The 13,577-nt window shown below is 57.9% G+C and carries 12 protein-coding genes; 10 read left to right on the top strand and 2 right to left on the bottom strand.

The window, feature by feature from the left end; translation table 11 throughout:
* The first annotated feature begins 1 nt into the window (after position 1).
* The 6 genes from NB063_RS13655 (at position 2) to NB063_RS13630 (ending at position 3,648) form a co-directional block, all read left to right on the top strand.
* Positions 2 to 415, top strand: a complete 414-nt coding sequence (locus NB063_RS13655; RefSeq protein WP_250929290.1) for a hypothetical protein — start codon at positions 2 to 4, stop codon at positions 413 to 415.
* A complete protein-coding gene (locus NB063_RS13650; RefSeq protein WP_250929289.1) occupies positions 412 to 615 on the top strand; it encodes a hypothetical protein in 204 nt (67 codons plus the stop codon). Before NB063_RS13655 ends, NB063_RS13650 begins: the two co-directional genes overlap by 4 nt.
* Positions 616 to 620: 5 nt before the next feature.
* Positions 621 to 1,145 (top strand): phage holin family protein, encoded by a 525-nt coding sequence (locus tag NB063_RS13645; protein WP_250929288.1) that lies wholly within the window; start codon positions 621 to 623, stop codon positions 1,143 to 1,145.
* Positions 1,146 to 1,151: 6 nt separating this feature from the next.
* A complete protein-coding gene (locus NB063_RS13640) occupies positions 1,152 to 1,394 on the top strand; it encodes a hypothetical protein (protein ID WP_250929287.1) in 243 nt (80 codons plus the stop codon).
* 428 nt (positions 1,395 to 1,822) lie between these two features.
* Entirely contained in the window at positions 1,823 to 3,283 is a 1,461-nt protein-coding gene (locus NB063_RS13635; RefSeq protein ID WP_250929392.1) for a sigma-54-dependent transcriptional regulator, read from the top strand.
* A complete protein-coding gene (locus NB063_RS13630) occupies positions 3,280 to 3,648 on the top strand; it encodes a hypothetical protein (protein WP_250929286.1) in 369 nt (122 codons plus the stop codon). The genes NB063_RS13635 and NB063_RS13630 overlap by 4 nt, the downstream gene beginning before the upstream one ends.
* Before the next feature lie 146 nt (positions 3,649 to 3,794).
* Here the strand turns inward: NB063_RS13630 and NB063_RS13625 are convergent, their stop codons facing one another.
* Together NB063_RS13625 and NB063_RS13620 are read right to left on the bottom strand one after the other, a co-directional pair.
* Positions 3,795 to 4,133: a hypothetical protein gene (locus tag NB063_RS13625; RefSeq protein ID WP_250929285.1), complete on the bottom strand. Its 339-nt coding sequence runs from the start codon at positions 4,131 to 4,133 to the stop codon at positions 3,795 to 3,797.
* 119 nt (positions 4,134 to 4,252) lie between these two features.
* A complete protein-coding gene (locus NB063_RS13620) occupies positions 4,253 to 7,045 on the bottom strand; it encodes an FtsK/SpoIIIE family DNA translocase (protein WP_250929284.1) in 2,793 nt (930 codons plus the stop codon).
* Between the two features lie 267 nt (positions 7,046 to 7,312).
* On the opposite strand from NB063_RS13620, the gene guaB reads away from it, so the two are divergent.
* The 4 genes from guaB to NB063_RS13600 all read left to right on the top strand — a co-directional run bounded on the left by guaB (position 7,313) and on the right by NB063_RS13600 (position 13,572).
* Positions 7,313 to 8,797: an IMP dehydrogenase gene (guaB, locus tag NB063_RS13615; RefSeq protein WP_250929283.1), complete on the top strand. Its 1,485-nt coding sequence runs from the start codon at positions 7,313 to 7,315 to the stop codon at positions 8,795 to 8,797.
* A 94-nt stretch (positions 8,798 to 8,891) separates the two neighbouring features.
* On the top strand, positions 8,892 to 10,547 hold the full coding sequence (locus NB063_RS13610) for a hypothetical protein (protein WP_250929282.1): 1,656 nt from the start codon (positions 8,892 to 8,894) through the stop codon (positions 10,545 to 10,547).
* Positions 10,548 to 10,643: 96 nt separating this feature from the next.
* Positions 10,644 to 11,120 (top strand): hypothetical protein, encoded by a 477-nt coding sequence (locus tag NB063_RS13605; protein WP_250929281.1) that lies wholly within the window; start codon positions 10,644 to 10,646, stop codon positions 11,118 to 11,120.
* Between the two features lie 19 nt (positions 11,121 to 11,139).
* Entirely contained in the window at positions 11,140 to 13,572 is a 2,433-nt protein-coding gene (locus NB063_RS13600; protein WP_250929280.1) for an ATP-dependent helicase, read from the top strand.
* Positions 13,573 to 13,577: the final 5 nt, after the last annotated feature.

The following is a 13,577-nucleotide window of genomic DNA, read 5'->3' as shown; positions in this document are numbered from 1 at the left end:
CATGGCTGTCACGACCGCTACGCGTCGGCAATCCGAAGCAATTCGCGCCAGCATGCGCGAAATTCGCAGCGAATTGCCCTACGACGTTGATGACGCTCGCGAACGTGTGAAGCAGTTGTCGGATTGGAAATACCACATGTCTCGCCGCCCTTTGGCGGTGATGGGTGCGGCGGCGGTAATCGGTTACTTACTCGTTCCCGCCAAACGATCACCCACACCGACGGTGATCCATCAGGCAGGCTATGAACCACCCGCTGCACCGGCGAAACGAGGCATTCTGGGCGGGATCGCTGGAGCCGTCGCGACGATGCTGTTGAAACAAGCGACCACAATCGCGGCGAATCAGATCAGCAGCAAATTCTCGGCCGGTCCCGGTATTCACGCTTCCCATTCTCGCAACGAGTTTTATTCATGATCGCGCCCATCACTCAACGTCCAGATGTAATCCAACGTTCACAAGCAACCCAACAACACGCAGTCGCGATTGAAGACGACGAGCAACGTATCGTCCGCAAGATTGGTCGGTTGGTCGAAAAACAGCCGGCCGCAGCGTTGACGTTCGCGCTCGCCGCAGGAATGACGATCGGTTGGCTCGTTAAACGCAAAAACTGGTAAATCCGATGCACGAACAGACCAAGCAATCCACATCGAGCTTTCAACGTGTCGCTCGCGACGTCCTCGACCTTTTCGAACTGCAGATGCAGCTTATTTCAGTCGACTCGCAAGAGGCCAAAAGAAAGCTGACCCGATCGATTATTTGCGGTAGTGTCGCCGCCGTGCTCGCCGGGTCGGCACTCACGGTGCTGATGATCGCGTGTGGGCTCGTGCTCGGTGAATTCACTTCCTTATCGACCGGTGGAGCGATGCTTGTCATCTGCGCTGTCGTGTTCTTTGTCGTTGCAGTCCTCGGCTGGACTGCGTTGAAAGCGATCAACGCTGCCGCCAACGCGATGGCCGAAACCAAGTCGGAATTTGCTGAAAACCTGCGTTGGCTCAAAGCCACGCTCGTCGCCCCTCAATCTTCTCCCCGAAACCGCTTCCGCCGGGATTCCTTTAATGATCCCACGGCGACCGCCGGCAAGTCGCCGGAGGAGTCCCATTACGCAGACCATTTTCTTGACCGCAGCACCCTTTCCCCAAGGTGATTAATCATGTCGCAGCCCACTCAAACAGCTTCCCAACAACGAAACGTTTCGGACCAAGCCCGCGATACCGCTAACCGCGTCGCGGTGAACGCCAGCGAAGCCGCCCAAGATGCCGCCCGCCATTTCGTCAGCGAACCGGCGCAGGACCTGTTTAGCCTCGCCAAACAATACGCTCGCGAGAATCCCGACGTCGCCGCCTGTTGGGCATTCGGCCTCGGCGTTGTCGTCGGCTGGAAACTGAAACCCTAGTGCTTCGTCTCACTTGAACTTGAGGTTGCCTGAACCGGAGGGTTGGTGCCCTACCGCGAAAAGACGTAGCGGAACGGCGAAAGCCGTGCGGTCTCGCCCCCATTTTCAAGGCTGATAAAGCCCTAGTTCGACCGGGTGCATTGCCCGACAGGGTGTTGGTCTCGGTAGGCACGGTCCCGACCGCGGCTACCGAGCGGTGTTCGCCGAAAACACGCTCCCGGAGGGTTCTCACCAAGCTTGCAGTTCGGCGTCGTGTACGGCCGTTTCCTCTTCGCGAATCGACCAAACTTTCCGAGCCGATCGACATTCATTTGACTCTTCGCGTACACTCAACAGGTACTACTCCCATGTCCGCTGGAATTGCCTCACCGCCAACCCTGCCTGATAAGGCGGAACAATCACAGCCACAATCCTCTTGGTGCAAGACAATGCCGAGTTTGCTAGTCATCGACGATGACCGACTGATCCTAACACTCACACAGAAATCTCTCGCATCGATCGCCGATGTGGAAACCGCCTCATCCGCGGCGGAAGGGATCGAGAAGCTCAAGAACGGTGACTTCGATGCCGTGTTGCTCGACATTCAACTCCCCGACCAAAACGGTCTCGCCGTCTTCTGCGAAATCCGCGAACACGATCGCCGGATTCCCGTGATCTTCATGACCATTGAAGCCGCCAGCAACACCGCGATTGAAGCGATGCAGTTGGGTGCGTTTGACTACATCGCCAAACCGCTCGCGGTCGATCCCTTGCGTGACCTTGTCGAGAAAGCGATCGAGCAGCGGCAAATCAGCAGCGTCCCGGTCGCCATCTCTGCCGACGACGAATCGGCGGACGCGAGTGGAGAACTGTTTATCGGCCGTTCGCCGGCAATGCTCGACGTCTTTAAGGCGATCGGAAAAGTTGCCAAACAAGATGTGCCGATCCTGATCCGCGGTGAAAGCGGCACCGGGAAAGAACTCGTCGCACGCGCTCTGTATCAGTACAGTCGCCGGGGCGAGGAAACGTTCTTGGCCGTGAACTGCGCCGCGTTGCCAGACAACTTGCTCGAAAGCGAATTGTTCGGCCACGAAAAGGGTGCCTTCACCGGCGCCGAATCACGACGCATCGGTAAGTTCGAACAATGCAACGGTGGAACGTTGTTCCTCGACGAAATCGGGGACATGGCATCGAGCGTGCAGGCCAAAGTGCTACGCGTTCTACAGGATCAACGCTTCGAACGCGTCGGCGGCAACAAAGAACTCAAGACGGATGTTCGCATCATCGCCGCCACCAACCGTCCACTCGAACAGATGGTGGATGATGGTGAATATCGCGAAGACCTACTCTACCGCCTCAATGGCGTGACGATCGAACTGCCACCGCTGCGTGATCGCCTCAGCGATGTGCCGGCGTTGATCCGTTTCTTCCTCAGTGGCGCCAAACGCGAATTCAACAAACCCGACCTCGAAGGTCTTTCCCCCGAGGCCGTCGAGTTATTGTCCGCTTATGACTGGCCCGGAAACGTCCGCCAGCTCAGAGCGGTGATTCGTCGTTGCGTTCTCGACACCGTGATGCCCGTGATCACCCCTGACGGATTGCCTCGCGAAGTGACCGGTTACTCCGCGGCAAGTCGTTCACCAGGAGCATCAGTGGACACGACCACGCCAGGTGCAGGTCTGCCTAAGCTCGTTCGCGAACTGTTGTCCAACGGTTCCACCAACGTGTACGCCGAAGCGACACAGTACATGGAACGCTATGTGATCACCGAAGTCCTACGTGAAACCAACGGCAACCAAAGCCAAGCAGCCGAAATCTTGGGGATCACGCGCGGCAAACTTCGCGATCGAATCAATGCGTTCAACATCATCTTGAAGAACGATGTTGAAGTAGGAGCGGCAGCAGGATGAAAGCGAAACAAGACATGTCCAAACTGACGAGCGAACAACGTAAGCGGTTTGCCGGTGCGATCGAACGAGTCGGCGACGACGAAGAAATATTGATCGTATTGGCCGAGATGGCCTCTGAGGATGCGCCCGTGTTGATGGCGAAACTCGAAGGTGAAATTTCGAAAGGGTTCCTTGACGCGGCCGCACAAACGGCGCACGCGTTGAAAGGACTTTTGAGCACCTTTGAAACCGGCGAACCGGTCGAAGGTCTGCAGTCGTTGATCGATTCAGCACGCGAAGAAGACGAGAAAGAGACGACTCTTCTTTTCGAGAGCCTGAAACCAAAACTGCTGACCCTCGTCGAACAGGTCGCTCAACTCTCGTAGTTCGAGAGGCTCAAGTATTGTGCTCGTGATTGTGCGAGCCTTATATCCCCGTTCGCGTCCGTTCGCGGTCGCGTGCTCGCATGCGGACTGACAACCGCCGGATATTCCCGGCGACGAATTGTTTCGACTCGACTACATCGTGTCGTCTACATCGTGCGTGGCGGCATCGCTTGGTTTGACTCACCTGGAGTCTTGTCTTCATAGCGTGATGCCCGGTCATAAAGTGATTGAACTTCGCCGACCACGCCATCGATCGCCGCGCCACGATGAATGGCCGGCTCGGGGCACTCTTCCCGAATTCGATCCTTCAAAACATTCGAAAGCGGCGGACCGTCTTTGGAATGACGCTTCCATCCATTCGTTGAGAGATTCGTGACAAGTTGTTCGGCGAGCTCGTGCTGAAATTCACCACCTTCTTTGATGGCGTCACAGCACAATTCGGTCAGCTGTTCCAGGGTGGCTTCGATTTCGGGGTTCGACGACATGATGATTTCCTGACGTAGGGTAAACGGACTACTTCAGAGAGATCATGTTGCAAACAGTGGGCCAATGGATTTTGCGGTCAACCACCGCCCGATTCCCGGCAATTCAGCGGAGACGCCGCCTATTCCTCAACGTCTTCATAGTCCTCGTCGTCTTCATATTCTTCTTCGTACTCGTCCTCTTCCTCGACGCTGACTGACGATTGACTAACTGCGGCAACGGGTTTGGTGGTAGGCGTTTCCTCTTCTTCGTCCTCTACCGGCAATCCTTGCATTTGTTGCCACTGGGCCATCGTCAGCAGCACCTCGCGCGACTTCGACCCATTGTATTGCCCGACGATCCCGTCTTCGGCCATGTAGTCGACCAGTCTCGCCGCCCGGCCGTACCCGATACCCAGGCAACGTTGAATCAACGACAGCGAACCACGGCCTTCGCGAACGACAACTTCAATCGCACTTTCATAGAGTTCGTCTTTCTTGCGGAGATTTTCAACGCTCAGATCACCGCCCGACGATTCGCCGTCGGCGTCGACTTTGAGATTCATCAATTCGCCGATGAAACGCTGCTCGCCACCGCTGCTGCAGTGGTCGCAGACGCGGTCAATCTCCGCATCGGAGAGGTATGTCCCCTGTCCACGGATCAACGTGCTCGTTCCCGGCCACAGGAACAACATGTCACCATTGCCCAGCAATTTGTCGGCACCATTCTCATCGAGCACGACGCGGCTGTCCGTTTTACTCGCCACCTGGAAGCTCAAACGTGCAGGCAGGTTACTCTTGATCAGACCCGTGATGACATCCACGGTCGGTTTCTGCGTCGCGAGGATCAAGTGGATTCCGACCGCACGACTTTTTTGGGCCAATCGAATGATGTGTTGCTCGACATCCTTGCCCGCCGTCATCATCAGGTCAGCCATCTCGTCGGCGATGATGACGATAAAGGGGAGCTTATCGGGAACGTCACTATCACCTTCTGTCTCGTCGACTTCGAGGCGTCGATAGATTTCTTCGCGACCGAGATCGTTGTAGCTGTTGATGTGTCGAACACCCGCTTTGGCGAGCAACGAATAGCGTTCTTCCATCTTGTCGACCGCCCATCCGAGAATGGCTTCGGCCTTCTTCATGTCCGTGATCACGGGGTGCATCAGGTGAGGCAAACGACCATAACCACTCAGTTCGACCATCTTCGGGTCGATCATCAACATGCGAACTTCGTCCGGTTTGCAGCACATCAGGATGCTAACAATGATCGCGTTGAGACAAACCGATTTACCCGTACCCGTCCGTCCCGCGATCAACAGGTGAGGCATCTTGGCGAGATCGACCGGCATCGGCGCCCCCGAAACGTCTTGGCCGAGGAATACCGGGATGTTCATCTTGTGGACGCGTGAATCGGATTGCTCGATCACGTCGCGCAGACGCACGACTTGGCGGATCTCATTGGGAACTTCAATCCCCACCGTGTTCTTGCCCGGAATCGGCGCGACGACCCGCACGCTCGGAACACGTAGCGCGATGGCGAGGTCGTCGGCGAGAGCGCTGATTTTGTTGAGCCGCAATCCGGCTTCGAGCTCAATCTCGTACTGCGCGATCACGGGACCGAGTTGGATGTCGGTCACGCGAACGTTGCATCCAAAGTTGCAAATCGTCTCCTGCAGCAAGATCGCCTTGCGACGTGCCTCGGCTTCTTGCTCGTCGTAGTCGAACCCGTCACTGCTCTCGAGCAACTCGAGACTCGGCAGGTGATAGTCCGAGTGGTCTTCGCCGGTATCTTGAACGGCATCGTCGAGCTGCGCACGCATGTCTTTCTTGCGTGGGATTTGAATGTTCGGCGGCGGAGTCTCCTCGTGTGCTTCGTCGTTGCGAAGTGCATGAACCTCGTCTTCATATTCGAGTTCACGCGTAACGGGTTCTTCCTCTTCCTCGTAATATTCTTCCTCTTCGTATTCTTCTTCCTCTTCTTCGGCGGCGTTGTTCTTGGACGCACCGAGTCCGGCCACGGCAGCGAGTCCAGCGGTCAGCGCGGCGGCTTTCGCCAACCCCTTCTTGGTTGTTGCGGGTTCCGCAGCGGTCGCTTCCTCTTCTTCGCCCTCTTCAACGGCCGGTTCGGTCGGCCGCAACGGCCCGCGGATCTGGATATTGGGTTCCGGCGGATCAACCCGTTGCTCCGCAACCGGGGGCGTCTCTCCGTCGAGCAAGATCGGCGAACCGACATCGCTAAACGGTTGCCGTCGACGTTTCAGAGTCACCGGCATCGCTCCCGCGGCCCGTGCGATCCCGCGACGAGACACCTTCGCACCACCGACGACGACTTTTCGACCGGCGTAAACGAGCATGTAGTCCGTCGTCAACAACAGCCCCACCGCGAGCGTCGTCAGCGTCAGAATCCATGAACCCACGGGATGAAAATGCTGCAGCAGGAAGGTCGATCCCATCGCACCGAGATATCCACCGTTACCCACGACGGGCATTCCGGCGAGCTCGATCGTCGTCATGGACGCCGCCGTGCAGGCCCCGACTAACATCACGCAGCCGCCCAACGAACGCAGCACCGGAGCGTTCATGTACCCCCGCACGAGCAATGCCGTTGCGATCCCGCCGCCGGCACCGATCAACAGCGACACGCCGATACCCAACGCGTCCAACGCCACCGCGGAAATCAACGCCCCGAGCGAACCGCAGGCGTTGTTGACATTTTCATTGACCGGGTAGGCGGCCATGTCAGGTGTATAGATCAGCGAGACCGGCCACACCGACGTCGGCACCGGGTCGGCCGGGTCGTGGGTGAGCACCGCCACAAACGTCAACAACGTCATCGCCACAATCACCAGAGCCGGGATATCTCGGCGCAGCGAAACGGTGCGGACAGGCTCCGCGGCACTGGATTTCGCATCGGCTTTCGCGGCAGTCGACATGGCGAGGGCTGAGCTGTAGGTACGTAGAAACAGGTGGCACGACGCGCGTGCTCTCGATTCGAAGACAATTCGGAAACGAAACGGGTGCGGAAAAGCCGGCCTTCTCCACCCCGCTAATTGCTAGTAGCGAACCGCTAGTTGCTCGCTTCCAAGCGCTTCTTCCCCTTTCTTCGTCATCTTCGCATCCCGCCCTACAACAGACTTCGATTTCGCGTCATAATCTCTCGCCTTCCCGACACACCCTCCCTCGGAAACGGCACCCCATCCATGTTTCACGACAAAATCGGCGACCTCGGCATCACCTTTGACGACGTCCTGCTGCTCCCCGCCTACAGTGAGGTCGTGCCCAGCGAAGTCGATGTCAGCAGCCAACTGACGCAACGAATTCGGCTGCAAATCCCGCTGATTTCCTCGCCGATGGACACCGTGACCGAAGCGGAAATGGCGATCGCGTTGGCCAAAGAAGGCGGTTTGGGCATCGTCCACAAAAACCTCTCGGTGCGGCAGCAAACCGAGGAAGTTCTCAAGGTCAAACGGTCCGCCAACGGGATCATCGTCGACCCCGTCACCCTCTCGCCGGAGGAACAGGTCGGCAAAGCGGCCGAGCTGATGGACCGGGCCAATGTCTCCGGTATCCCCATTGTGACGGCGGATCGCACCCTCGTCGGCATCCTCACGCGGCGAGATTTGCGGTTCCTCGAGGACCCAAACCTGCCCGTTTCCGAAGTCATGACTAAAAATAATTTGGTTACGGCTGTGGGAAATGTGAGTCTTGCGCAAGCTGAGAAGATTTTAACGGAAAAAAGGGTAGAGAAACTTCTCCTGATTGACGAAGAAAGAAAACTGACGGGGTTAATCACGATTCGCGACATCGACATGATGAAGCGGTTCCCGCGGGCATGCAAAGATCCGCTGGGCCGACTGCGTGTCGGAGCCGCGATCGGCGTGGGAGATTTCGAACGCGCCGAACGACTGATCGCTCAGGGCGTCGACCTACTGGTGGTCGATTCCGCTCACGGGCACAGCAAAAACGTGATCGACACCGTCAGAGAAATCAAAACGAACAAAGCATGGGACATCGATGTTGTGGCGGGGAACGTCGCGACGGCTCAGGGGGCAGCGGATTTAATCGCTGCGGGAGCTGACGCGGTGAAGGTCGGCATCGGACCCGGGTCGATTTGTACGACACGCGTGATCAGTGGCATCGGAGTGCCGCAGGTGACGGCGATTTTAAATGCCGTGCAAGTCGCTCATAAACAAAACATTCCTGTCATCGCGGACGGCGGCATTCGCTTCAGCGGTGACATCACGAAAGCACTCGCCGCCGGGGCGAGCACGGTCATGATTGGCAGCCTATTTGCCGGTCTCGCCGAGAGCCCCGGCAAGATGATCCTCTACCAAGGTCGAACGTTCAAAGCGTACCGGGGGATGGGATCGATGGGTGCGATGGTGAAGGGAAGCAGTGACCGGTACCGCCAGAAAAACACCGAAGCGGGCAAACTTGTCCCCGAGGGCGTCGAAGGGCGCGTGCCGTTCAAAGGACCGCTGTCGGACTATGCCTACCAACTCGTTGGTGGACTACGGGCCGGCATGGGTTACATCGGTACACGGACGATCGAAGAACTACGTCGCGACGCGAAATTCATTCGCGTTTCGGCAGCCACGGTGAGGGAGAACCACCCGCATGACATTGCGATCACCCAAGAAGCGCCCAACTACAGCCCGGACGTCCATTCGGGCGACACAAACTAGCTCGCTCGTTTCGCGGCACCGCCCGCGAACATCCCGCGCGGCGATCGCCATCGCCGTTTGCGGACTGTGGCTCGGCGGCAGCGCCTTCTCGCCTGTGTCAGCACAATACCCCGGCAGCTACTCGCAACGAGATCTCGCCGCCACAAACCAGGCTTCTCAATATTCGCATTCCGGCACCTCAGGCTGGAACGGCAATCCCGGCCTCCGCCCGGTGCCCAAAGTGCGATCCTCGGCAATGTATCCGAGCACGATCAACAACGCGGCTTCCGCCAGCACTCCGGCCCAGCGACCTGGATGGAACCTGCAGTGGCGGACCAGCCCTCAGATCGCCGCCGAACAAGCCCGCGAAATCAGCGATGCCGCGTTTGAACAACCCGCTACGCAATCGCACACGGCTCGCATCGTCGCGACCGCCGCCGATCATGCCCGCGTGGAATCTCGCGGGGCCATGGCCGAAGTTCAACCGAATCAGCTGCGTCAACAACCATCCGCCGACCTCCAACGCGTCGCTTGGATGCAACAATCTGAATCAGCCTCCGGCGGATTTTCGTTGCCTGGTAATGCATTCCGAGACAGCACCGCGACACCACCATCGGACACGGAAATGATCCACCCCGGACCGTCGTTCCGCGTCCCTGAACCGAACAACTTTCAAGAGTTACCGGCACCGAGCCAGCCGCAACAGATGGCACCACCGGCTACACCGGAGCCAAACTTCGGAGGACCTTCCAACGACCTCGAACGTTTATTTGAAGGCGGCCCATCGGCTGACCCATCGCCGTCGCAACAACCTTCGCCGAACGATCCTTCCATTCGGGACATGCTGCAAAACGAACCCGAAGAACTCCCCGAACCACCTTCGAAATCTCTGCAACCGATCGATCCGAGCGACATGCAGGATGAATTCGAAGACTCGCCATCGGATCGCGACACGTTCGCGCCCAACCCGTTTGGTCGCAGCAACGACGAACGCGAAATGGATCGCTATGACGACGGAGGCCGTGACGATCGCGATTTCGCGTCGCCATTATTCGCACCCGAACAGGATGGCCCGACCAATAGCGGCACGGGACTGTCGTGCGAAGATTTTCGCAAACGAATCCGTGCGGCAACGATCGATCAAGTCTCGCTCGACCCAAGCCCACCGTTTCGTCCCGACGTGATCGACTACGACGAGTTTGAAAAACTCAAAGGCAAATTTGACACCAAGCAAAAATCACGGACGTGGAGAAGCATCGAAGGGCGTTCGCTCGGCACCGGACGACTCGACGATCTCGCTTACGAAAAAGCGGTCATCGTTACCGACCGTGGCACCCGTGAGGAAATCCCACTGAACCGACTCAGCGAACCGGACCTCGCCTACATCTCGCAGAACTGGGGATTGCCCACCGAGTGCTTGATCGAACAGGTCGCATACACGCCACGTCAGTGGACGCCGACCACGATGACTTACACCGCATCAAACCTCTGTCACAAACCGCTGTATTTCGAAGAAGTCAACTTGGAACGATACGGACACACCGCCGGCCCGCTAGCCCAACCGATCATCTCCTCGGCACACTTCTTCTTGAACATCGCCGTGTTGCCATACAAGATGGGTGTCCACTCGCCACACGAATGCCAGTACGCATTGGGTTACTATCGACCGGGTAACTGTGCCCCGTGGATCATCCCACCGGTACCGCTCAGCGTGAAGGGTGCTTGGTATCAAGCCGCCGCGGTCACTGGCACGGCGCTGCTGGTTCCTTAATCACCGCGGTGCACTGGCGAATCAATTAAAAAAACCCCGGTTCTTGTTTCAAGAACCGGGGTTTTTGTTGGTCATTCCGCTGGGGCAACGCAGAACGTGACCAGATCGTCGCTCAGTTGGTTGCCACGGTGCCGGCAACTCGGGCCGACGCGACACACCGCGCCGCCCTTCAAGGGGACAGACATCCTTCTTTATCACCGCAAGGCGTCGCGATACGTACGACTCGGGGCGACGTTAAAACGTACGTTCTATTCGATCCCACGCAAGCGAATCGCCACAGAAGTTTGGCTAAGTGCGACAAAGACGCTCAGAATTCTCCAAGGCGGGCTGGGATTCCTGACAGGGACCCGCCTGAACCTGACAAAAACACTCAAACATCACATTCCCGAAGCTCGAACCGTGTCACCCCACCGCTCCGCCTTCGACGCTCATTCCGAACCCTCCCCGACAGCATCGAAACCGGGCCCCGAACAATGTGCCATCGCCCCGGTTGTGGGTGAGGCATTTGGAATTCGGCCACCGGGCAACCGCATCAAAACACGCCGTTTTTGCAAGTTGCCCATTCCTGGCTAGGTCGGGTATCCTGGGCCGCATGGATGCAATCACTCAAAACCTGACCCCGGCCCAGGCTGATGCGGTCACGCACGTCGACGGACCGCTGCTCATCATCGCCGGCCCAGGTAGTGGTAAGACCCGCGTGGTCACCCACCGGATCGCCTACATGCTCAACCAGGGGGTGCGTCCCTGGCAGATCGCGGCCTTGACGTTCACCAACAAAGCCGCCGATGAGATGCGGATGCGAGTGAACCTGCTCGCGCCCAACCAGCCCGTGTGGATGGGCACGTTTCACCGATTCTGTGCCCAACAGCTTCGCCGATACGCATCCTTTGTGGGCTTGGCCGAGAATTACTCCATTTACGACATGTCCGATTCGCGCTCGGCGATGAAGCGGGCGATCCAGGCCGCAGGGGTCTCGACTAGCCACGCGACCCCCGAACAAATCGCCTCGGCGATTTCCAAGGCGAAAAACCGCCTGATCACTCCCGAGAGCATGCAACAACAGTCCGGTCGGGCCAGCGACACCGTCGCCGCTCGCGTTTACCCGGTCTATCAAGAACAACTGCTCCTCGCCAATGCGGTGGATTTCGATGATCTGTTGTATCACTTCGCACGTTTGCTACGTGAAAACCCCGAGGTCCGCGGGGAACTCGATGCGAAGCTGAAATACATCATGGTCGACGAATACCAGGACACGAACCTGGCGCAGTACGCGATCGTCCGCGCGATGTCCGTCGATCACCCCAACCTCGCCGTCACAGGGGACCCGGACCAATCGATTTACGGTTGGCGTGGCGCCGACCTGAACAACATTCTTGATTTCGAGAAAGACTATCCCAACGTCAAAACGGTCCGATTGGAGCAAAACTACCGCAGCACGCCCAACATCCTCGCTGTCGCCGACCAATTGATCCGGCACAACCGTCGTCGCAAAGCCAAGGAACTCTACACCGAGAACCCCGATGGCGAAAACGTGATCCTCCGGCAATATCAGGACGGTTACGAAGAAGCCGACGCGATCGCCGACGAGATCGCCGCCCAGATGATCACGGGCAACGCCGAACCTCGCGACTTCGCGATCTTCTGTCGCATGAACGCGTTAACCCGCTCACTCGAACATGCACTTCGCAATCGCGGATTGCCCTACCAGATCGTCAACGGCGTTGAGTTCTATCAACGTAAAGAGGTCAAAGACCTGCTCGCGTATCTGCACCTGATCAACAACCCGTCGCACGACGTCGCGTTACAACGGGTCATCAACACGCCCACCCGCAGCATCGGCGCGACCACCCTCGGTCGACTGCAATCGTTCGCTGACGCGGAGCGGATCCCGATGCTCGAAGCGGCCCGGCGGGCCGACGAAATCGACACGCTTTCCAAACGTTCCAAAACGATGGTGCGCAGTTTCGTGTCGCTCTACGATCGACTGCGAAAGAAAGCGACCGCGTCGCTTGAAGAACTCGTTCGCTACCTTGTCGAAGAAACCAAATACATTGCGTTTCTCGAACGCACCACGGTCGAAAAAGAGGACTCCAATCCGATCGAAAACGTCGACGAGTTTCTTTCCGCCGCGGTCGAATTCGATCGCATGAATCCCGAAGACGGTTCACTTGAGGCGTTTTTGGAACAGGTCGCGTTGGTCTCCGACACCGATAAATTCGAGGACAGCAACAACCGCGTGACACTGATGACGCTGCACGCCGCCAAGGGACTCGAGTTTCCTCGCGTGTTCTTGATCGCGGTCGAAGATGACCTGTTGCCACATTACCGCAGCAAGCAAGACGACCAACAACTCGAAGAAGAACGTCGGTTATTGTTCGTCGGAATCACGCGAGCAAAACAGTGGCTGCAATTGAGCTACGCCAAACGACGCAGCATGCGTGGTGACATTCGAGTTGCCATCCCGAGCATGTTTTTGAGCGAATTGCCGCGAGCGGACATGAATGTGATCGAGTCGCACGCGGATCGCGATTTCTTTGATGAATCCGTTGACGACGACTACCCTGAATCGTGGGATCTGGTTCAGGAACCCGCTCCCGAAGAGGAAGCTGAACAGGAGTACTCGTCCGAAACCGCCGTTACGAACACGTCCTCGATCGGCGGCCCAAAGACACCGCCGTCCACGGTCGACCGACTCCCCAAAACGACCTCCGACGCCGCCTCGGTGATTCCGGAAGTCTACCTGGATGAACCGGCAGCGAAGCCAAAGCCGAAGCGAAACTCGGCCGCGCTGGCGTCGGCGTTAACGACCGCAAGCGAAATGCTCTCGTCCGACCGCGTGCCGCTGGGTGCGTATCGCGAAGGCAGCACGGTGCGTCATCCCGAGTACGGCGAAGGGACGATTACCGAACTGACCGGACGCGGTCCCAAACGCACCGCCAAAATCCGCTTCTCCGATAACGAGAGCGAACAGACCTTTCGGCTCGCGTTTGCCAAACTCGAACTGGTCGACGCGTCGAATCCGTAAACGAA

This window comes from Aporhodopirellula aestuarii (genome assembly GCF_023701485.1).
Lineage (GTDB): Bacteria > Planctomycetota > Planctomycetia > Pirellulales > Pirellulaceae > Rhodopirellula > Rhodopirellula aestuarii.
Note: the sequence above shows the minus strand (reverse complement) of the source record. Positions and strands in the feature narration are given on the sequence as shown.